This window comes from Paracoccus sp. NIOT.M2S5SZ12 (assembly GCF_057748165.1).
The window spans coordinates 57,177-77,759 of record NZ_JBYLFR010000011.1 but is presented as its reverse complement, the minus strand read 5'-3'; the positions used below and the strand labels follow the sequence as shown (position 1 = coordinate 77,759).

Annotated in this window: 20 protein-coding genes; 6 read left to right on the top strand and 14 right to left on the bottom strand. The window is 68.9% G+C overall.

Annotated features, from left to right (window positions below; all coding sequences use genetic code 11):
• Window positions 1-4 precede the first annotated feature (4 nt).
• The 6 genes from AC2SGK_RS11775 to AC2SGK_RS11750 all read right to left on the bottom strand — a co-directional run bounded on the left by AC2SGK_RS11775 (window position 5) and on the right by AC2SGK_RS11750 (window position 4,224).
• Complete coding sequence (locus tag AC2SGK_RS11775) at window positions 5-1,441, bottom strand: inorganic phosphate transporter (RefSeq protein WP_488323718.1); 1,437 nt, start codon at window positions 1,439-1,441, stop codon at window positions 5-7.
• A gap of 9 nt (window positions 1,442-1,450) precedes the next feature.
• Window positions 1,451-1,906 (bottom strand): NUDIX hydrolase, encoded by a 456-nt coding sequence (locus tag AC2SGK_RS11770; protein ID WP_488323717.1) that lies wholly within the window; start codon window positions 1,904-1,906, stop codon window positions 1,451-1,453.
• Window positions 1,903-2,325 carry an alternative ribosome rescue aminoacyl-tRNA hydrolase ArfB gene (gene arfB / locus AC2SGK_RS11765; RefSeq protein ID WP_488323716.1) on the bottom strand — a complete coding sequence of 141 codons (423 nt, stop codon included), beginning with the start codon at window positions 2,323-2,325 and terminating at the stop codon, window positions 1,903-1,905. Before arfB ends, AC2SGK_RS11770 begins: the two co-directional genes overlap by 4 nt.
• Before the next feature lie 62 nt (window positions 2,326-2,387).
• A complete protein-coding gene (locus AC2SGK_RS11760; RefSeq protein ID WP_488323715.1) occupies window positions 2,388-3,245 on the bottom strand; it encodes a carbon-nitrogen hydrolase family protein in 858 nt (285 codons plus the stop codon).
• The gene (locus tag AC2SGK_RS11755; RefSeq protein WP_488323714.1) at window positions 3,242-3,826 is read right to left on the bottom strand and encodes a GNAT family N-acetyltransferase; all 585 of its coding nucleotides are present in this window, start codon (window positions 3,824-3,826) and stop codon (window positions 3,242-3,244) included. Before AC2SGK_RS11755 ends, AC2SGK_RS11760 begins: the two co-directional genes overlap by 4 nt.
• Window positions 3,823-4,224: a ketosteroid isomerase-related protein gene (locus AC2SGK_RS11750; protein ID WP_411838150.1), complete on the bottom strand. Its 402-nt coding sequence runs from the start codon at window positions 4,222-4,224 to the stop codon at window positions 3,823-3,825. Before AC2SGK_RS11750 ends, AC2SGK_RS11755 begins: the two co-directional genes overlap by 4 nt.
• 151 nt (window positions 4,225-4,375) lie before the next feature.
• On the opposite strand from AC2SGK_RS11750, the gene AC2SGK_RS11745 reads away from it, so the two are divergent.
• Complete coding sequence (locus AC2SGK_RS11745) at window positions 4,376-5,764, top strand: phosphohexomutase domain-containing protein (protein WP_488323713.1); 1,389 nt, start codon at window positions 4,376-4,378, stop codon at window positions 5,762-5,764.
• A gap of 19 nt (window positions 5,765-5,783) precedes the next feature.
• Here AC2SGK_RS11745 and AC2SGK_RS11740 read toward each other — a convergent pair whose 3' ends face one another.
• The 8 genes from AC2SGK_RS11740 to cysQ all read right to left on the bottom strand — a co-directional run bounded on the left by AC2SGK_RS11740 (window position 5,784) and on the right by cysQ (window position 14,678).
• Window positions 5,784-7,187 (bottom strand): hypothetical protein, encoded by a 1,404-nt coding sequence (locus tag AC2SGK_RS11740; protein ID WP_488323712.1) that lies wholly within the window; start codon window positions 7,185-7,187, stop codon window positions 5,784-5,786.
• The gene (locus AC2SGK_RS11735; protein ID WP_488323711.1) at window positions 7,184-8,875 is read right to left on the bottom strand and encodes a DUF5927 domain-containing protein; all 1,692 of its coding nucleotides are present in this window, start codon (window positions 8,873-8,875) and stop codon (window positions 7,184-7,186) included. The genes AC2SGK_RS11740 and AC2SGK_RS11735 overlap by 4 nt, the downstream gene beginning before the upstream one ends.
• Window positions 8,872-9,897, bottom strand: coding sequence for a glycosyltransferase family 2 protein (locus AC2SGK_RS11730; protein ID WP_488323710.1), 1,026 nt, complete (start codon window positions 9,895-9,897; stop codon window positions 8,872-8,874). Before AC2SGK_RS11730 ends, AC2SGK_RS11735 begins: the two co-directional genes overlap by 4 nt.
• 98 nt (window positions 9,898-9,995) lie before the next feature.
• On the bottom strand, window positions 9,996-11,018 hold the full coding sequence (locus tag AC2SGK_RS11725) for a glycosyltransferase family 2 protein (protein WP_488323709.1): 1,023 nt from the start codon (window positions 11,016-11,018) through the stop codon (window positions 9,996-9,998).
• A complete protein-coding gene (gene galE / locus AC2SGK_RS11720) occupies window positions 11,015-12,001 on the bottom strand; it encodes a UDP-glucose 4-epimerase GalE (RefSeq protein WP_488323708.1) in 987 nt (328 codons plus the stop codon). Before galE ends, AC2SGK_RS11725 begins: the two co-directional genes overlap by 4 nt.
• A 3-nt stretch (window positions 12,002-12,004) precedes the next feature.
• Window positions 12,005-12,901 carry a UTP--glucose-1-phosphate uridylyltransferase gene (locus tag AC2SGK_RS11715; RefSeq protein ID WP_488323707.1) on the bottom strand — a complete coding sequence of 299 codons (897 nt, stop codon included), beginning with the start codon at window positions 12,899-12,901 and terminating at the stop codon, window positions 12,005-12,007.
• A gap of 177 nt (window positions 12,902-13,078) precedes the next feature.
• Window positions 13,079-13,879 (bottom strand): 3-deoxy-manno-octulosonate cytidylyltransferase, encoded by an 801-nt coding sequence (locus tag AC2SGK_RS11710; RefSeq protein WP_488323706.1) that lies wholly within the window; start codon window positions 13,877-13,879, stop codon window positions 13,079-13,081.
• Between the two features lies 1 nt (window position 13,880).
• Window positions 13,881-14,678 carry a 3'(2'),5'-bisphosphate nucleotidase CysQ gene (gene cysQ / locus AC2SGK_RS11705; RefSeq protein ID WP_488323705.1) on the bottom strand — a complete coding sequence of 266 codons (798 nt, stop codon included), beginning with the start codon at window positions 14,676-14,678 and terminating at the stop codon, window positions 13,881-13,883.
• 148 nt (window positions 14,679-14,826) lie between these two features.
• On the opposite strand from cysQ, the gene AC2SGK_RS11700 reads away from it, so the two are divergent.
• From AC2SGK_RS11700 to petA, 5 genes are all read left to right on the top strand, one after another.
• Window positions 14,827-15,648, top strand: a complete 822-nt coding sequence (locus AC2SGK_RS11700) for an ABC transporter permease (RefSeq protein WP_488323704.1) — start codon at window positions 14,827-14,829, stop codon at window positions 15,646-15,648.
• A 211-nt stretch (window positions 15,649-15,859) separates the two neighbouring features.
• The gene (dnaK, locus tag AC2SGK_RS11695; protein WP_488323703.1) at window positions 15,860-17,773 is read left to right on the top strand and encodes a molecular chaperone DnaK; all 1,914 of its coding nucleotides are present in this window, start codon (window positions 15,860-15,862) and stop codon (window positions 17,771-17,773) included.
• Window positions 17,774-17,851: 78 nt separating this feature from the next.
• Window positions 17,852-19,012, top strand: coding sequence for a molecular chaperone DnaJ (dnaJ, locus tag AC2SGK_RS11690; RefSeq protein ID WP_488323702.1), 1,161 nt, complete (start codon window positions 17,852-17,854; stop codon window positions 19,010-19,012).
• 44 nt (window positions 19,013-19,056) lie between these two features.
• On the top strand, window positions 19,057-19,824 hold the full coding sequence (radC, locus tag AC2SGK_RS11685; protein WP_488323701.1) for a RadC family protein: 768 nt from the start codon (window positions 19,057-19,059) through the stop codon (window positions 19,822-19,824).
• A 193-nt stretch (window positions 19,825-20,017) separates the two neighbouring features.
• Window positions 20,018-20,581 carry a ubiquinol-cytochrome c reductase iron-sulfur subunit gene (gene petA / locus AC2SGK_RS11680; protein ID WP_411838135.1) on the top strand — a complete coding sequence of 188 codons (564 nt, stop codon included), beginning with the start codon at window positions 20,018-20,020 and terminating at the stop codon, window positions 20,579-20,581.
• The last annotated feature ends 2 nt before the right edge of the window (window positions 20,582-20,583 follow it).

The window sequence follows — 20,583 nt, the reverse complement described above, 5'->3', positions numbered from 1 at the left end:
CGCCTCAGACGCCTGCGGCCCACAGCACCAGAAGACAGGCCAGCGCGCCCAGGCTGCCGGTGATGGGCACCGTGACCAGCCAGGCCGCGGTGATGGTCACGACATGGCTGCGCCGGACCAGGATGCGGCGGCGCGCCTCGGCCGCGGGCAGCGCGTCCGAGCGGCGGTCGCGGCGGCGGTCCAGCCATTCGCGCGCGAAGCCCACGCCGAAGACGCCCCCCACCGCCACATGCGTGGTCGAGACCGGCAGCCCCAGGGCCGAGGCCCCCAGCACCGTCACCGCCGTGGCCAGCGACACGCAGAAGGCCCGGCCCGCATTCAGCCGGGTGATGCCGCTGCCGACCATGTGGACCAGGCGGCGCCCGAACAGCAGCGTGCCCGCGGCGATGGCCAGCCCACCCCCCAGCAGCACCGCGACCGGCACCACGCCCATCGCGGGAACCATGCCCTGCCCACGCAGCACCACCGACAGCGGCCCCGCCACGTTGCCCACGTCGTTGGCGCCATGCGCGAAGCCCAGCATGACCACCGCGATCAGCAGCGCGGGGCGCAGCAGCGGCTTGATGCCCGGCCGCGCGGGGTGGCGCGCGGCCTCCTGCCGGACGGTGCGGCGGGTCAGCATCACGCCCGCCACCCCCGGCAGCAGGGCCAGCGCGACCAGCGGCGGCAGGTCGATGCGCCGGTCCACCAGCACGATGAGATAGGCCGAGAACAGCCCCACCATCAGCCCGACCAGCGGCGGAAGCCAGCGCAGGGCGGCGGTGATGCGGTCGGGCGCCTCGACCACCTTCAGGCGCAGCAGCACCAGAAGCGCGCCCGCCAGGCTGCCCGCGACCAGGGGCGTCGCGACCCACACGACCGCGATCATCGCCAGCGTGCCCCAGGTAACGGCGCCCAGCCCGTAGGCCACCGCCCCCGCCCCCGCGATCCCGCCCACGATGGAATGCGAGGTGCTGACCGGCAGGCCGATCCCGGTGGCCAGCGTGATCCAGACCACCGCCCCGATCAGGGCCGCAACCATGGTCATCGGCGCCCGAGGCCCCGAGGTCAGCGGCCCCAGCTCGACGATGCCGCTGGCCAACCGCTCGGACACCGCGCCCCCCGCCAGAACCGCCCCCGCGATCCCGGCCAGCGCGACCACGACCAGCCCAGGCACCATGCCGACCGCGCCCGCCCCCACCGCGGGGCCCAGCGAGTTCGCGACGTCATTCGCCCCGATCGCCATGCCCAGCCAGGCCGCGACCACCAGCCCGGCGCCGACGGCCAGCAGGCCCGGCGCGGCGCCCGACAGGGCCATGCCCATCAACAGCGCGCCGACCACCGCCAGCACCCCCAGCCCCAACCGCCAGACGGGCCGGAAGGCATGCATTTGCGCGACCTCCGCCTGGCCGATGCGGCCCAGATCCTTGTCCAGCGCGCGAAAGCGGTTGTGGCGGCTCATCCGCGCGCCTCAGGATGCGACATCGCGGTCCAGTCCGGTCAGGATCGCCTTGAGCCCCGGCTCGGCCACCATCGCGGCGGCACGCTCGGGCGCGAACCAGCGCCGCTTGCGCTGCCCGCGTTCGGGAAAGTCGTCGGCAAGCCCGTCCACCGTCAGCAGAAAGACCCGCATCTCGATCGGCACGGAGTAGCCCTGATTGTGGCTCTTGTCATAGTGGAAGCGTCCGATCTCGGCCGGGCGGATGCGGCCGCGCACGCCGGCCTCCTCCCAGGCCTCTTGGGCGGCGGCGCCGGGCAGGGTGCGCCCCTCCATCGGCCAGCCCTTGGGGATGACCCACCGACCCGTGTCGCGGCTGGTCACCAGCAGGACCTCCCCGGTGCGCGGGTCGCGGCACAGCGCGCCGACCTGCATCATCGCGGGCCGCCGGCCCAGCAGCATGTCCAGAACCCGGCGCAGAAGGCTCATGCGTCGTCGTCCACGCGGCCGCGCAGGGCCTTGACCTCGCCGCGCACCGTCTTGGCCTTCAGCCGCCGGCGCTGGCTGCCCAGGGTCGGGCGGGTGGCGATGCGCCGCTTGGGGGTGGTCAGCGCCTCTCGGATCAGCTCGGCCAGGCGTTCGCGCGCCAGCTCGCGGTTGCGGGCCTGGCTGCGGGTCTCCTGCGACAGGATCAGGATCGCGCCCTCCTGCGTCCAGCGCCGACCCGCCAGCCGCTGCAGCCGCCGCTTGACCGCCTCGCCAATGGACGGGGACCGTGCCGCCTCGAACCGCAATTCCACCGCCGTCTCCACCTTGTTCACGTTCTGCCCGCCCGGTCCCTGAGACCGGGTGAACTGTTCGGAAAGCTCCCATTCCTGGATGGCGACGGTGTCGGTGACATGCAGCATGACCCCAAGATAGGGCGCGTTCCGTCACCAGTGAAAGCGCAAAGCGGTTAATTCGGCGTAAATCACGCGATAATCAGATGGCTGTGCCCCTGTTCCGGCCAATGCGCATGGGGCAGCACCGCGCCGTCGCGGCGGCTGTCGCGCACCCGCGCCAGATCGACGGTGGCGCGCACCCAGCCCGGCGCGTCCATCGCGCCTTCGGCGATGATGCCCGTCTCGGGCCAGAACCCATCGGGCGGGCCATAGATCGCGGCGCGGCCGCGGTTCTCGTCCAGCGCGGGCATCCAGGCGCAGGGGCCGACGGTGGGCGCATGCACGACCACGCATTGGCTCTCCAGGGCGCGGGCCATGGAGCCGATGCGCACCCGGTTGAAGCCCGCGACCGTGTCCGTGCAGCTGGGCACCAGCAGGATCTCGGCCCCCGCCTCGGCCAGGATGCGACCCAGCAGCGGAAATTCGCTGTCATAGCAGATCAGCACCCCGATCCGGCCCAGGGCGGTGTCGAAGAGCCGCAGGCCCGGCGCGCCGGTCACGTCCCAATGCTCGCGTTCGAAGCGGGTCATGATCTGCTTGTCCTGATGGCCGATCATGCCGTCGGGACCGTAGAGCACCGCCCGGTTCACCGGCCGCGCGTCTTGGAACACCGGCCCAGAGGCGCCCAGGATGTGACAGCCGTGCCGCGCCGCCAGATCCGCATGCAGCGCCTGGACGGCGGGCCAGTGGCGGGCGACCTCGTGCAGGCCGGCCTCCAGATCGCCGGCCACGGCATGCCCGCCCAAGGAGGCCAGCTCCATGGCGCCGTATTCGGGAAAGACCAGAAGGTCGGCCCGGGCCTCCGCCACCCATCGGGTCAGCTTGGCGGCATAGGCGTCGAAGGTGTCGAACCAGTCGATGGGATAGGCGGCAGAGGCGATTTTCACAGCGGTCTCATCCAGAATTGCAGGGTCTTGTCGGTCTCACTGGGCTGGCCCAGGTCCTTCCAGGCAAAGCGCGCCACGGCGCCCTCCAGCGGCGCATAGCCCCGCTTGCGCCAGAAGCCGTCCAGCGGGCGGTAATCGGCGGGCCGCATCGGGTGGTCCGGGGGGCGGATCACGCTGCAGAAGGCCGACCAGCGCGCGCCCAGAGCGCGGGCGTGATCCTCGCGCGCGTCGAAGAAGGCGTGTCCCAGCCCCCGCCCGCGATAGGCGGGCAGCAGTACCGATTCGGCGCAGTAGAAGATGTCGGACAGGGCCTCGGGGCGGCCCGCGAAGGCCGCGCCGAAATCGGCGGCATGATCGGCCATCGGCGCGCCGGTCGCGGCCCCCACGATGCGGTCCGCGTCCATCGCCGCCACGACGACCGCGCCCGGCGCCTGATAGGCGCGCAGATAGTCGCGTTCGTAATCGGCGTCGCCATCGTAGAGATAGGGCCAATCGCGGAACACGTCGATGCGCAGCCGTGCCACGTCGGGCAGCGCGTCGGCCAGCGCATCGCCGGTCAGGACGCGGACCGCGACGCTCATGCGCCGACCTGCGCCATCCAGTCGGCGAGGTTGTAATAGGTGGTGACCCGCGCGATGCGCCCGTCGCGCAGCGTGAAGAACGCACCCGCGGGCAGGCGATAGGTCTGGCCCGCGGCCTCGGGCAGGCCGGGATCGGTCTTCAGATAGGTGCCGTTCACCACGAATTCCGCCGCCGCGCGGTCGCCCGCATCATTGGCCATGATGACCATGTCGGTCAGGTTTTCCCGATAGCATTCGGTCATGTGGGCGTTGAATTCCGCGAACCTGGCGCGGCCGTGGCGGATCTGGCCCTCGTTCACGTGATGCTCGACATCGTCGTGCAGGAGCGCCAGCATGTCGTCGGTGCGCCCGGCGTTGAAGGCATCGTAATAGGCGGCGATCAGGTCGGTGGCGGTCATCGGTCTCTCCTTGGTCCCGGGCGGAATCTAGCGCGGCGGGCGCGTCCCGTCACCTGATCCCTAGGTCCGAGGGAACCCGGCGCGCCGGGACGGCCTTGAAAAACCGCATGAACCTGTTAGCGCTGATGCAAACAGGACCCGGAGGGACGACATGGACAATCGCGATCAGCGCGGCAGACGCGAGATCACCTGCTTCAAGGCCTATGACGTGCGCGGAGAGCTGGGCAAGAACCTGGACGCGGACGTGGCCTATCGCATCGGCCGCGCCTTCGCGCAGGCGCGCGGCGCGAAACGCGTGGTCGTGGGCCGCGACAGCCGCGAGAGCAGCCCCGAACTGGCCGCGGCCCTGATCGAGGGGCTGACCGATGGCGGCGCCGACGTGCTGGACCTGGGCCTGGCGGGCACCGAGGAGGTGTATTTCCACACCGGCAACCAGGACACCGATGGCGGGATCGAGGTCACGGCCTCACACAACCCGATCAACTACAACGGCATGAAGATCGTGGGCCGCGGCTCGGCGCCGCTGGACCCGGCGACCGAACTGCCGCCCATCGTGGAACTGGCCACCGGCGGCAGCTTCGCCCCCGCGACCAAGGGCAGCGTCACCGATTTCAGCCATGCCCGCGCGGAATACGCATCCCGCATGGCCGATTTCGTCGATGTCGCGGCGCTGAAGCCGATGAAGATCCTGGTCAATGCCGGCAACGGCACCGCCGGCCCGACCTTCGACGCCATCGCCGCCGAGCTGGAGCGTCGCGGCGCGCCGCTGACCTTCGTGCGCATGCACCATGATGTGGACAGCAGCTTTCCGAACGGCATCCCGAACCCGCTTCTGGACGAGAACCAGCCCCCCACCGTCGCCCGCATGAAGGCGGAGGGCGCCGATCTGGGCGTGGCCTGGGACGGCGATTTCGACCGCTGCTTCTTCTTCGACGAGACCGGCCGCTTCATCCCCGGCGAATACATCGTGGGCCTGCTGGGCGCGGCCTTCCTGGAGAAGTCGCCGGGCGAGAAGATCGTCCATGACCCCCGCGTCATCATGAACACCCGCGCCATGATCGAGGAGGCCGGCGGCGAGGCCGTGGTCAGCAAGACCGGCCACGCCTTCATCAAGCGCAAGATGCGCGACGTGGGCGCGATCTATGGCGGAGAGATGTCGGCGCATCACTATTTCCGCGACTTCTACTACTGCGACAGCGGGATGATCCCGTGGCTGCTGATGATCGAGCTCCTGTCCCGCAAGGGCCAGACGCTGGCGCAGCTGCTGGAGGAGCGGATGCGCCTCTATCCGTCGTCCGGAGAGACGAACTACACCATCGCGGACCCGGATGCGGCCATCGCCCGGCTGATCGACGCCTATGAGGCCAAGGCCGACAGCCGCGACGATCTGGACGGCGTGTCGCTGAACTTCGGCAACTGGCGGTTCAACCTGCGCAAGTCGAACACCGAACCGGTGGTGCGCCTGAACGTCGAATCCGACGGCGACGCGGCCCTGGTGCGCGAGAAGCAGGCCGAACTGGCCGCCCTGCTGAAGGGCTGATCGGGCCGGGGCGCGACCGTCAGGCCGCGCCCCCGTCCTCGAAGCCGAAGGCGATGTAGTCGCGCAGATAGGCCTGCCGCGCGGCCTGCAGCAGCGCGGGTTCGCGCAGGAAATCGGGCATCTGCGGGTCCGGCAGGCGATCCAGCCCCGGATCGGCGATCCCGGCGGCGCGGCACAGCGCCGACAGGTCCTCAGCCAGGCGATCCTCTCGGATCAGCATGTCGGGGGTGGCCACGCGGGCGAAACCCGCGATGACCTCGGACTGGCTGGCCCAAGCGGCGGGGGTGGGCAGGGTCGTCTGGCCGTTCAGGTTGCGCCTGAGGAAGGCCAGGAAGGACGCGAACAGCGCGACCTGCTCCTGCCGCGTCAGCCCCGCCAGCGCCTCGTCCGGCGGCAGGGCCACGCGATGCACGGTCCGCATCAGCTGGCGCAGCTCCGGCTGGCCCTCCGACAGCAGCTGCCGGAACGCCGTCCAGGCGCGGTGCAGAGGGTGGCGCAGCACGGCAAAGCTGCGATGGCCGGGATGCGCGCGCTTCCACTGGCGCAGGCTGGTCTGGGTGAAATCGCCGCTGACCGGACCCAGCCTCTCCATCCAGCTGCGCAGCGTGCCCGCCGGACCGCCGCGGACCGGCATGTGGATCAGCCCGCGCCCGGCCTCGACCGCCTGGAAGCTGGGCACCGAGGGACCGCGGCGCGGCTCGAAGTTCGGGATGCGGCGCAGCATGAACGGGTCCAGCCGGTGCAGGTCATGCTGCATCTCGTCGAAATTGGTGACCTTCTCGGCCAGCTCGCGCGGGTTCTGCGGCACCTGGTCGCTGGCCGGTTCCACGCGCGGGATGTCGGTGCGGCCCAGCCAGTGGACCAGCCCGGTCATCACGTCCGCATCGCGCAGGTCGTCATAGCCCAGCCAGAAGGCCGCCTGCCCCGTCACCTGCAGGCGGTGCATCACGCGGCGCTGGAACCGCTCGACTGCGGCGACCATGTCGCGGAACTCGGGGCCGTCATAGCGGGTGGCGGCGGGGATCGGAGTCTCGGTCTCGTTCAGCTTCCACTGGTTCGTCTCGCGCGCCAGGCGGGTCGAGACGTAGCTGTCCAGCGGATTGCGCGTCAGCACGATCTTGGCGCATGCGGTGTCGTGCATGATCGCGTCGAAGACCCGCGGATCGTGGTCGTGGAAATAGCGGAACCCCGGCAGGTGGTCCGGCTTGTCGAACAGCCGGTCCAGCAGAACCATGGGGTCGGCCTCGCGCTGCTGGCGGGTGATGCCCTGCAGCTCGTCCTTGTCGGGCCAGCCCATCATGTAAGGGTTGAACGCCTCGCCGAAGCAGGTGATGCCGCGCAGCCCGTTCAGCGTCGCCTCCAGCAGGTTGGACCCGGTGCGCATCTCGGCGAAGATCACGAAGCGGCGGAAGGGGCGGGTCATTCGGCGGCGGTCCTTTCGGGCAGGGAGATCTCGGGCAGGGGGATGGCGTCGCCCGACAGGCGCGGGCGCAGGCCCGAATTGCGCAGCCGCCGCAGCAGCTCGGCCAGCCCGTGCAGGTCGCGCATCCGGGGCATGTCGCCCATCGCGCCCCCGCGCAGCGGCAGGTGATGCAGCGACTGGACCAGCATCTCCTGCGGGCGGGCCAGAAAGTCGGTCAGCTCATGGACATGGACGCGCGCCTTGACCCAGACCGAATTCAGCACATCCAGCTGCGCGATCTCGGCCCGCTGCAGATGCGCGGTGATGCGGCGGATGTCGTCGAAGGGCATGTCGGATTCCAGCAGCGGCAGCATCCACGCCCCGGTCACCACATGGATATGGGCGTTGGGATCGGTGGCCATGAACCAGTTCAGGGCCTGGTTGTCGCGCGGGCTGAACTGGAAGACCTGCATGCGCGTGGTAATGCGGATCAGCGCGGTCAGGAAGCCTTGCGGGTCGCGGTCGCGGATCAGCGTGCTGGAGGAGATCGCCCCCGGCCCGATCGCAGGGCGGCCGGCGAACTCGACCGTCTCGGGGCCCAGCAGGTGGCCGTGGACATCCGCGTCCAGACGTTCGGCCAGCCAGCGCTCGAAGTCGGGGAAGATGTCGGAAAAGCCCTGAAACACCGCGTATGGGGCCGAGGTCTTGCCGTTCTCGGCATCCTTGCGGGGAAAGCGCGACTGCATGTAGAGGCCGGGCCGGCCCAGCAGGCGGCGGCGCACGGTGCGGTTGATCAGACGCTCGATCCGCTGCGGCTGCGGCGGGGCGGGGTCAGGCACCGCCCCCGCGGGGCGCGGAAAATGCGCCAACAGATGCGCGGCGCGCGGCCAGACCTTGCGCGCCACGAAGCAGCGCGACTCCTCCAGCATCAGGGCGTGATCGTCGTAGAGCAGATATGGCCGCCCGTCATGGTCGAACTTGGCCAGGGTCAGGGAATGGCTCTCGATGCGGACGGCGTGGCGGCGCGCCAGCGTCTGAAAATAGCTCTCGTCCGGGATCCAGGACAGCCGGAAGAACCGGTCGAACTCGGCCCGGCGGGGGTCGTCCAGGATGGCCCGCAGCGTCGCCGCGGTCAGGCACCACCATTGCGAGCCCAGATGCGGCGTCAGCCCGCGCGGCAGGCGGCGGCGGACGCCGAGACGCCGCTGCCAGTCCACCAGGCGGTCGAACAGCCAGCGCCGCTTGCGCCAGTCCACCGGATAGAACAGCGTGAAGCGTTCCTCGTTCAGCCCGCCCACGGTCCAGCCGACATCCAGCGCGCTGACGCTCTCGATATGGTCGCAGGCGGGGTCCTGCGCCAGATACGCGGCCAGGTCGCGCACAGGGCGCAGCGGCAGACAAGAGCCCGAGGCCAGATAGACATGGGTGACGTCGGGATGGCTGTCCAGCAGCAGCCGGGCCGCATCCTGGGTCGCGCGCACCAGGCTGAAGCGCCCCCAGTCGCAGGGGTGGCGGCGCGAATGGACGACGCCCGGCAGGTCGGCCAGATCGGCCTGCAGCCGCGCCACGGCGCGCGCGGAGGTCTTGGCATCGACATGGATCGCGACGCGGGCGCCGCCCTCGACCCAGATGCGCGCCATCCGCGCCGCCACGTCCAGCCTGTCGTGACAGAGCAGGATAACCCCCAGACGGACGTCGCGGCGCATCATGCCCAGTTCCCCCGCGAGATCAGGCCCAGATCCTCCAGCTGCCGCCAGTCGTCGTATTCTCGCGATTCGCTGCACCACAGGTCGGTGCCGCCGCGCAGCCCGGCGTGATAGGCCTTGTATTCCTTGCTGTTGGCGTAATGCTGACGGCGGTCCAGCTCCTCGGCCGACTTCTCGGCGAAGGTCGAGAGGAATTTGGCATGCAGCAGGCATCCCGAGGCCATCTCGCCGCCATCCTCGTCATAGACCAGATTCAGGTGCCGCGGCAGCAGCATGTGGGTCGAGCTGACATAGGCATAGCGCCAGTGCCACTTGACCAGGGGCGTCTTGTTCAGCGCCGGTCCCGACAGCGGATCGGCGGTGAAGAACTTGCGCGTGCGCGGGCCGCCCTGGATCCACAGGTTGCCGTAGTGGCGGTTCTTGCTGATCGTGTAGTTCGCCGGATCGAACCAGCGCGCGATGGTGAAGGGGTCGGCGCCCTCCTCGTAGGGGTGATCCTCGATGGCACCGCGGGGATACATGTCCAGCAGCATGGCCGGAAAGCTGCGCCGCCCCGAAGCGTCCAGCCAGTCGGTCAGCGCCGGCAACGGACGCGAATCGCAATGCGGATAGATCAGGAACTCGTCCGGATCGACCGTCAGGCACCAGTGGCCGCTGCCGTATCGCATCAACAGGCGGTTGATCCAGTCCATGCCGAAGCGCGACCGCTTGTAGCCGGCATTGGTCCACCACAGCGACACGTCGGGCTGTTCGGAGAGATAGTTGCCGCTGCCGTCGCTGCTGGCGTTGTTCACGAACAGAAAGTGATTCACGCCCAGATTGCGGTAATAGTCCAGGAACCACGGCAGCCGCACCCGCTCGTTGCGCAGGGTCACGAAGGCCAGGATGTCGCCCTTGCGGATCTGGGCGGTGCGGTTCACCACGGATTTCAGCGCACGGCGCCGGTTGAAGGCGCGCACGACCAGATACTGCCGTTCCGCACGGCGCCGCAGGCGATCGAACAGGGGCAGGCGACTTGGGCGCATCACGCGGGGCCTGGCCGGTCTGGGGTCACGGAGCAGCACATCATGACCTAGCAATGTGCAGGCCCATCCGGCTTGGCAAGTCTTTTCAGCGGGTTTGGTTACGCATCGCCCTCGCCGGTGCCCATCAGCCCCAGCCCGACCAGCTGCCGCCAACCCTCATAGCGCAGCGATGACGGCCCGCGCAGCACCGGGCCCGCCGCCACCGCGCGGTGATAGTCGGCATAGGCCGCAGGATCGGCGAAATGCTGGCGGCGGTCCAGCTCCTCGGTCGATTTGGCGACGATGTCGGGCAGGAACTTGCCATGCAGCAGCGCGCCCGACAGGCGCGGGTCGCCCGGCCCGTCGTAAAGCATGTTCAGCCGCGGCGGGAGAATGGAATGGGTGGAGTTCACATAGGCCTCGCGCCCGGTCCAGCGGATCAGGGGCAGCTTGTTCATCGTTGGCGCGCGCCGCGGGCGGTCGGCGAAGAACACCCGGTCGCGGACCCCGCCCTGCACCCACAGGTTGCGGCGCGGCATCATGCGGCTGGCCCGCCAGGGACCCGGATCGAACCACGGCAAGCGGTCGGTCAGCGGCGCGCCGGGCGGGGCGTCGGCCGTGCCTACCGGGCCCGTGGGCACCAGGTCCAGCATGATCGCGCCCATGCCGCCCATCCCCGCCCGCGCCAGATCCTCGACCAGACGGGGCAGCGGCCGGGTGTCGTGATGCGGATAGACCAGCAGCTCGTCGGCATCGACGGTCACGCACCAATGGCCGCGCCCATGGCGCCGCAGCAGCGCCATCGCCCAGTCCATGCCGAATCGCGCCGCGCGATAGCTGGCGGCGGTCCGCCACAGCGACACGTCGGGCTGCTCCGCCAGCAGCCGGTCCGATCCGTCGGTGCTGTCATTGTCCACGATCAGGAAATGCCCGGCCCCCAGGGCGCGGTAATGGGCCAGAAAGCCCGGCAGATGCGCAGCCTCGTTGCGCAGGACCGCCACGACCAGCACGTCCCCGGGCCGGATCGCGGCGCTGCGATCCGCGACCGGGTGCAGGTCCCGGCGCGCCCGGACGGCGCGCCAGATCAGTTCGCGGCGCTTCCAGCGCAGGCGATAGGCCTGCCACGCCGCGCGCGGGGTCACCGTCGGTAATCGCCCGACTGGTGCCAGCGCCAGGCATCCGCGATCATCTGCGGCATGGTGGAGCGATCGGGCGACCAGCCCAGGTCCTGCTTGGCGCGATGGCTGCCGCAGACCAGCTTGACCGCGTCGCCGCCCCGGCGGGGGCCGTCGACCATGGGCACCTCGCGGTTGGTGATGGCGCGGGTGGCGTCCACCACCTCGCGGACCGAGAAGCCGTCGCCCGTGCCCAGGCAGAAGACCCGGCTGTCCTTGCCCGCGCGCAGCCATTCCAGCCCCTTCACATGCGCGTCGACCAGGTCCATCACATGGACATAGTCGCGGATGCAGGTGCCGTCGGGCGTCGGATAGTCCGTTCCGTGGATGGTCAGCGCCGCGCGCTTGCCGTCCACCGCGTCCAGGATCAGCGGGATCAGATGCGTCTCGGGACGGTGGAACTCGCCCACCTCACCGTCAGGATCGGCGCCCGCGACGTTGAAGTAGCGGAAGATGACCGAGCGCAGCCCGTGCGAGGCGCGAAAATCGGCCAGCATGTCCTCGATCGCGCGCTTGGAGGCGCCATAGGCGTTCAGCGGCGCCTGCGGGGTGTCCTCTTCCAGCACCTCGCCGTCGCGGTCGCCATAGGTCGCGCAGGTCGAGCTGAAGACAAAGTCCAGGCAGCCCGCGGCGATCGCGGCCTCGATCAGATTCAGCGAACCCGCGACGTTGTTGCGCCAGTACTTGCCGGGTTCGGCCATGGCCTCGCCCACCTGCGACAGGGCCGCGAAATGCAGCACGGCCACGGGCCTGTGTTCGGCAAAAGCCGCATCCAGCGCCGCGCGGTCCATCAGGTCGGCCTCGACCACGGGGCCGAACTTGACCGCATCGCGCCAGCCAGTCGAGAAGTTGTCCAGCGTGACGGGCAGATAGCCCGCCGCCGCCAGCGCCTTGCAGGCGTGCGAGCCGATATAGCCCGCCCCGCCCGTCACCAGAACCGTCCGGGTCATGGATTACTCGGCCGCCTTGCGCATCGCCATGACCTCGTGGAGATACTCCGCGAACTCGTCCTTCAGCTCGTCGCGCTCCAGCCCGAACGCCACCGTCGCCTGCAGGAAGCCCGCCTTGGAGCCGCAGTCGAAGCGCTGGCCGCGGAAGCGCAGGCCGAACACGTCGCGGCCCGCCTGGATCTCCTCGGCGATGGCGTCGGTCAGCTGAATCTCGCCGCCGGCGCCCTGCTTCAGCTTGTTGAGGTTTTTCATCACCGTCGGCGCCAGGATGTAGCGGCCGATCACCGCCAGGTTCGACGGCTGCGTGCCGGTGGCGGGCTTCTCGACCATGCCCTTGGCACGGACGATGGCGCCCATGTCCTCGGCGATGTCCAGGACGCCATAGGCCTTGGCCTTCTCGGGGGCGACCTCCATCGTGGCGACCATGCTGCCGCCGGTCTCGCCATAGGCCTCGATCATCTGCTGCAGGCAGGGCGGCTCGCCCTGAATGACGTCGTCGGTCAGCACGACCGCGAAGGGCTCGTCATCCGACAACAGGCGGCGGGCGCACCAGACGGCGTGGCCGAGGCCCAGGGCCTTGTGCTGACGGATATAGGCGATGGCGCCCGATTCCATGTTGGTGGCGCGCAGGATCTCCAGCAGCTCGGTCTTGCCGGCCTTCTTCAGGCTGGCCTCCAGCTCGTGGGCGTGGTCGAAGTAATCCTCGAGCGATCCCTTGCCACGCGAGGTGACGAAGATGAATTCCTTGATGCCGGCGGCGCGGGCCTCGTCGATCGCGTACTGGATCAGGGGCTTGTCCACTAGCGACAGCATCTCCTTGGGGATGCTTTTCGTGGTGGGCAGAAACCGGGTCCCCAATCCGGCAACAGGAAAAATGGCTTTCGTGACCTTGCGACCCATGACGGATACCTCTGATTGTTCGGCGGGATCCGTCCCACCGCAATAGCGTTGATGCCTAATCAGACCGCGACATCAATGACAATGGACAGGTTATTCCCTAGGCAGCTTGCCGCCAAGCGATTGCGCACGGAATATGCAAAGATTTCATCATTTCCGGGCTGCGGGGCTGCGAAAAGGTCACGCCATGTTCATCTGCCGCATCATCTGCTGCAGGCGTGAAACATCCTCGGGGTTGTTCAGTTCCCAGAACTGCCGTCCGCGCGCCTCGACCTCGACGCACAGGACCCGGCGGCCGCGCTCCAGGAAGCGCAGCTGCTCCAGCCCCTCCAGCCGCTCCAGCACGCCTTCGGGCCAGGTCGCGTAATCGGCCAGCGCCGCGGGGCGATAGGCATAGACGCCCACATGGTGGAAGACCGGGCTGGCCGCGTCGGGCGCGACAGTATGGGGCACGAAGGGCACGACCTCCTTGGAAAAGTAGAGCGCCCGACCGTCATGGCCGAAGACCGCCGTGGTGCCGCCCACGCGGCCGGCCATGCGGTCGGCGATCAGGTCGGCGCGCATCGCCCCGGTGCAGCGCAGCACCGGCGTGGCCACATCGGCCTCCGCGTCCGCGCGCAGGCCCGCGACCAGGTCCTCCACGAACCAGGCGGGCGTCAGCGGCGAGTCGCCCTGCAGGTTGACCACGATCTCGGGGGCAAGGCCCAGCACCGCCACGGCCTCGGCGCAGCGTTCGGTGCCGTTGCGGCAGTCGGGGCTGGTCATCGCGACCTCGGCGCCGAAGGCCTGCGCGTGGTCGCGGATGCGCGCGTCGTCTGTGGCGACGATCACGCGGTCGATGCCCGCGACCGCCATGGCCGCGTCCCAGCTGCGCCGGATCAGGCTGCGCGCCTCTCCGCCCGCGCCGCGCAGTTCGACCAGCGGCTTGCCCGGATAGCGGCTGGAGGCATGGCGGGCCGGGATGACGACGACGACCGACATGTTATTCCTTCACCAGCAGGACGCCCGGCGCATAGGCGATGAAGAACGGGTTCTCGAAGCCGGGCTTGCCATAGGCCAGCGGGCTGTGGTCGTCGAAGCGCACCACCGCGCCGCCCGCGCCGCGCAGCACCGCGTCGCCCGCCGCCGTGTCCCATTCCATCGTCCGGCCAAGGCGCGGATAAAGGTCCGCCTCGCCCGTCGCCACCAGGCAGAACTTCAGCGAGCTGCCCGCGCTGGTCATGTCGCGCACGCCGTAGCGGTCGATATAGGCGTCGGTCGCCGCGTCGCGATGCGACTTCGACGCCACGACCATCAGGCCGCGATTGTCGGGCATGGGGTTCACGCCGATGGGATGCGTCTCTCCGGGCTGCTCGCCGAAGGGACCCTTCTCCTCGACCGAGCGGCCGTCTGCGGTGGTGTAGAACAGCCGATCCTTGGCAGGGGCATAGACGACCCCGCGCAGCGGCACGCCGTCCTCGACATAGGCGATGTTCACGGTGAAGTCGCCGCGGCGCTGCACGAACTCCTTGGTGCCGTCCAGCGGATCGACGATCAGGAAGGTGCGCAGGTCCTGGCCGTGGGTCTCGGCCTGCTCCTCGGTGACCAGGGGCACCTCCGGAAAGGCCGCGCGCAGCCCGGCCGAGATCAGCGCGTCGGCGGCCTCGTCGGCGGCGGTCACGGGCGAATCGTCGGACTTGGCACGGATGTCGAAATCGTCGGCCTGGTAGATCTCCATGATCCGCGCCCCCGCCCGAAGCGCCAGACGCCGCATCTCGGCGGTCAATCGATCGAATTCCATGCACTTTCCTTTCACTGCCGGGCCGGGGACGCGCGTCGCCGGATTGTGCCGCGGCCCCGTCCTTCTTATGATCGCAGCGCCCCCCATCGGCAAGCGTCGGGCGACGAACGGCCGACCGACCGCCACCCCATCCGCCGGAGTGCCGCCCGTGTTCCAACAGCGCCAGAACAGGACCATGCTGCAGGCCGGCTTCACCACGCTGGCGCTGATCTATCACCAGACGGTCTACAACCTGCGCACCGAACACCGCAACGCGGCGGTGGGCATCCTGCTGGCCGTGCTTCAGCAGACGCTGATGATCCTGGTCTTCGTCACGATCTATTCGATGATCGGCATCAAGAGCGCGCCGCTGCGCGGGGACTTCCTGCTCTACATCATGTCGGGCATCTTCATCTTCATGGTGCATGTCCAGACGGTGGGCGCGGTGGCGGGCAGCCACTCGATCTCCTCGGGCATCATCAAGCACGAACCGCTGAACGCGGCGGTGCTGATCTCGGGGGCGGCCATGGCGGCGCTCTACCGCCAGGTCATCAGCCTCCTGGTGCTGCTGGGCGCCTATCACGTCCTGTTCACGCCGATCACGATCGAGCATCCGGTCGGCACCGGGGCGCTGTTCATGCTGGCCTGGTTCTCGGGCTGCTGCGTGGGGCTGGTGCTGCTGGGCATCCGGCCCTGGTCGCCCGCGGCCTGCAAGGTGCTGACCGCCCTCTATCAGCGGGTGAACATGATCGCCTCGGGCAAGTTCTTCGTGGCCAACACCATGCCGAACTTCCTGCTGCCCTGGTTCGACTGGAACCCGCTGTTCCACCTGATCGACCAGGAGCGGGGCTTCATGTTCATCAACTACACCCCCCACAAGACCAGCCTCTACTATCCGCTCTGGGTGTCGATCGCCTGCCTGATGGTGGGGCTGCTGATCAACTTCACCACCCGCAAGTACGAATCCATCAGCTGGAGCGCGACGCAGTAGGATCGGGCCGTCCCGGCCGGGCCGGAACCGCCCGATCGCGTGCGCAGGCGCGGATTTTGCGGTGCGGCACGGCTTGCGGGGCCGAATTGCATCCCTATATACACCCCCGAAGCGGCCCGGAGGTTCCGGGTCATTCACGCAAGGGATCGGCCTTCGGGGGCCGCAACGGACCCGATGTCCAGGATATCGCCGCAAGAGAAGGTTTAATCACATGTCCAAAGTTATCGGCATCGACCTCGGCACCACCAACAGCTGCGTGGCCATCATGGACGGCAGCCAGCCCAAGGTCATCGAGAACAGCGAGGGTGCGCGCACGACCCCCTCGATCGTCGGCTTCACCGATGGCGAGCGTCTGGTCGGCCAGCCCGCCAAGCGCCAGGCCGTGACCAACCCCACCAACACCGTCTTCGCCGTCAAGCGCCTGATCGGCCGCCGCATGGGCGACGAGGCCGTCGAGAAGGACCGCAAGCTGGTCCCCTACACCATCACCGACGGCGGCAACGGCGATGCCTGGGTCGAGGTCAAGGGCGAGAAGTACTCTCCGGCGCAGGTCAGCGCGATGATCCTGCAAAAGATGAAGGAAACCGCCGAATCCTATCTGGGCGAGACCGTGACCCAGGCCGTGATCACCGTTCCGGCCTATTTCAACGACGCCCAGCGTCAGGCCACCAAGGATGCGGGCAAGATCGCCGGCCTCGAGGTGCTGCGCATCATCAACGAGCCGACCGCGGCGGCCTTGGCCTATGGCCTGGACAAGAAGGAAACCAAGACGATCGCGGTCTATGACCTCGGCGGCGGCACCTTCGACATCACCATCCTGGAGATCGACGACGGCCTGTTCGAGGTCAAGTCGACCAACGGCGACACCTTCCTGGGTGGCGAAGACTTCGACATGCGGATCGTCAACTACCTGGCGGACGAGTTCAAGAAGGAGCACGGCGTCGATCTGTCCAAGGACAAGATGGCGCTGCAGCGCTTGAAGGAGGCCGCCGAGAAGGCCAAGATCGAGCTGTCCTCCTCCAGCCAGACCGAGATCAACCAGCCGTTCATCTCGATGGACAAGAACAGCGGCACCCCGCTGCACCTGGTGGTCAAGCTGACCCGCGCCAAGCTGGAAAGCCTGGTGTCGGACCTGATCAAGCGCACCATGAAGCCCGTCCAGGACGCGCTGAAGGATGCCGGCTGCTCCAAGGCCGACATCGACGAGGTCGTTCTGGTCGGCGGCATGACCCGCATGCCCAAGGTCGTGGCCGAGGTCACCGAGTTCTTCGGCAAGGAGCCCCACAAGGGCGTGAACCCCGACGAGGTCGTGGCCTTGGGCGCCGCGATCCAGGCCGGCGTGCTGCAGGGTGACGTCAAGGACGTCGTGCTGCTGGATGTGACGCCCCTGTCCCTGGGCATCGAGACCCTGGGTGGCGTCTTTACCCGCCTGATCGACCGCAACACCACGATCCCGACCAAGAAGAGCCAGGTCTTCTCGACCGCCGAGGACAACCAGAACGCGGTGACCATCCGCGTCTTCCAGGGCGAGCGCGAAATGGCCGCGGACAACAAGATGCTGGGCCAGTTCAACCTGGAGGACATCCCGCCCGCACCGCGCGGCATGCCGCAGATCGAGGTGACCTTCGACATCGACGCCAACGGCATCGTCTCGGTCTCGGCCAAGGACAAGGGCACCGGCAAGGAGCAGAACATCACCATCCAAGCCTCGGGCGGCCTGACCGACGAGGATATCGAGCGGATGGTGAAGGATGCCGAGGCCAATGCCGACGCCGACAAGAACCGCCGCGAGCTGGTCGAGGCCAAGAACCAGGCCGAGAGCCTGATCCATTCGACCAAGAAGTCGCTGGACGAGCATGGCGACAAGGTCGACAGCTCGACCGTCGAGGCGATCGAGCTGGCCGTGGGCGCGCTGGAGGAATCGGTCAAGTCCGAGGACGCCGGCAAGATCCGCTCGGGCATCCAGAATGTCATGGACGCCTCCATGCGTCTGGGCGAGGCGATCTACAAGTCGCAGCAGTCGGGCGACGCGGCCCGCGACGAGGGCGACAGCGCCCGCGACGTGGATGACGACATCGTCGACGCCGATTTCGAGGATCTGGGCGAAGACAAGAAGCGCGGCTGATCAGAGGGCCGCTTCCCTCAAAGGGCCGGCCCCTCCGCGGGCCGGCCTGTTCTTTGGGGCAGCTGAACAGGACGAGACATGGGCAAGCGTTGCTATTACGAGGTGCTCGGGGTCACGCGCGGGGCCGGGGCCGACGAGATCAAGAAGGCCTATCGCACCAAGGCCAAGGAGCTGCATCCCGACCGCAATCAGGACGATGCCAGCGCCGAGGCCCGCTTCAAGGAAGTGAACGAGGCCTATGACTGCCTCAAGGACGACCACAAGAAGGCCGCCTATGACCGCTTCGGCCATGCCGCCTTCGAGGGTGGCATGGGCGGCGGCGGTCGCGGCCAGCATCCCGGCGATTTCGGTGCGGCTTTCGCCGACGTGTTCGAGGATCTGTTCGGCGACATGATGGGCCGCCGCGGCGGTGGCGGGGGTGGCGGCCGGGCGCGCGCGCAGCGCGGCCAAGACCTGCGCTACAACCTGCGCGTCACGCTGGAAGAGGCCTATCGCGGCGTCCAGAAGCCGATCACCGTCCCCGGTTCGGTCGCCTGCGGCGAGTGCAGCGGCACGGGTGCCGAGGGCGCCTCGCAGCCCGCCGCCTGCCCGACCTGCGCGGGCATGGGTAAGGTCCGCGCCCAGCAGGGCTTCTTCACGGTCGAGCGGACCTGCCCGACCTGCGGCGGCGCGGGGCAGATCGTCAAGAACCCCTGCAAGGCCTGCCATGGCGCGGGCCGGATCGAACGCGACCGGGCGCTGTCGGTGAACATCCCCGCCGGCGTCGAGACCGGCACCCGCATCCGCCTGGCCGGCGAGGGCGAGGCGGGCCTGCGCGGCGGGCCGTCGGGCGATCTCTACATCTTCATCGACGTGGCCGAGCACACAATCTTCCTGCGCGACGGCAGGACGCTGGCCTGCCAGGTGCCGGTCAGCATGGCGACCGCCGCCCTGGGCGGCGAGGTCGAGGTGCCGACGATCGACGGCGGCCGGGCGCGCGTCAAGGTCGCCGCGGGCAGCCAGACCGGCAAGCAGTTGCGCCTGCGCGGCAAGGGCATGCCGCCGCTGCGCCACGGTCCGGGCGCGCAGGGCGATTTCGGCGACATGCTGATCGAGCTGACCGTCGAGACCCCCGTGAACCTGACCGCTCGCCAGCGCGAGCTGCTGCGCGAGTTCGAGGCCGAGAAGGCCGACAACAGCCCGCAGTCGGACGGCTTCTTCGACAAGGTGAAAAGCTTCTGGGAGGGCATGACCCGCTGAGGGCTTAACCCTTCCTTTACCGGTTCGAGGCCATGCTGACGGCCATGGACCCGAATCGCGCCTTTGGTGAAATGCCCCTGCCCCTGTTCGCGCCCGCCGCGGACGACGTTGCGCAGCCTGCCGTCGCGGGCAAGGGCACGCCATCCTATCTGGCCGATCACCGGGCGCGGCTGCGCGAGCGGTTTCTGACCGGCGGCGCCGAGGCGATGCCCGATTACGAGATGCTGGAGCTGATCCTGTTCCGCGCCATCCCGCGCCAGGACGTCAAACCCCTGGCCCGCCGCCTGATCGAGACCTTCGGCGACTTCAACCGCGTCCTCTCGGCGCCGCCGCCGCGCCTGATGGCGGTGGAGGGGGTGGGCCCCGCCGTCGTGACCGAGCTGAAGATCGTGGAGGCCGCGGCGCAGCGCATGGCCCGCGCCCGCATCCTGCACCGCCCGGTCCTGTCCAGCTGGCAGGCGCTGCTGGACTACTGCCACACCGCCATGGCCCATCGCGAGATCGAGCAGTTCCGCGTGCTGTACCTGGACCGCAAGAACGTCCTGGTCGCCGACGAGGAGCAGGGCCGCGGCACCGTCGATCATGTCCCCGTCTATCCGCGCGAGATCATCCGCCGCGCGCTGGAGCTGAACGCCTCGGCGCTGATCCTGGTCCACAACCACCCCTCGGGCGACCCGACGCCCTCGGACAGCGACATCGCGATGACCGCGCGCATCGCACAAGCCGCCGACAGCATGGGAATCACCATCCACGACCACCTGATCATCGGCAAGTCGCGCGAGCTGTCCTTCCGCGCGCAGGGACTGCTGTGACCGCCCGCCGCATTGCAGGCCGCGCCGGGCGTGGCATTTCAATCGGGTGGCGCGAATTGCGCGGGCGCGCCCGGGCATATCATCTGGACTGACGGGAAATTGAAGGCTAGAACCGCCCCGCGAAGGCTGCGTTTCGGACGTGGCCCGGAATGTCGTATCGGCCTGTCTTTCGGCCCGAATTGGAGTATGACCCGTGTCCCACGCAGATGACCACGTAGGCACCCGGAGGGATTTCCTCTATTATGCCGCGGCGGGCGCAGGCACGGTGGCCGCCGGTGCCGCCGCCTGGACGCTTGTGAACCAGATGAACCCGTCGGCCGACGTGCAGGCGCTGGCCTCGATCCAGGTCGATGTCAGCGGCGTGGCCCCCGGGTCGCAGATCACCGTCCTGTTCCTGGGCAAGCCCGTGTTCATCCGCCGCCGCACCCCCGAGGAGATCGAGGCGGGCCGCGCCGTCGATCTCAGCGAACTGCCCGACCAGAACGCCCAGAACCCGAACCTGGACGCCTCGGCCCCCGCCACGGATGAGAACCGCGCCCTGGACGAGACCGGCGAGTGGCTGGTCCAGATCGGCGTCTGCACACATCTGGGCTGCGTGCCCATCGGTGACGGCGCGGGCGATTTCGGCGGCTGGTTCTGCCCCTGCCACGGCAGCCACTACGACACGGCGGGCCGCATCCGCCGCGGCCCCGCGCCGCAGAACATGCACATCCCGACGGCGTCGTTCCTGAACGACACCACGATTCAGCTGGGCTAAGG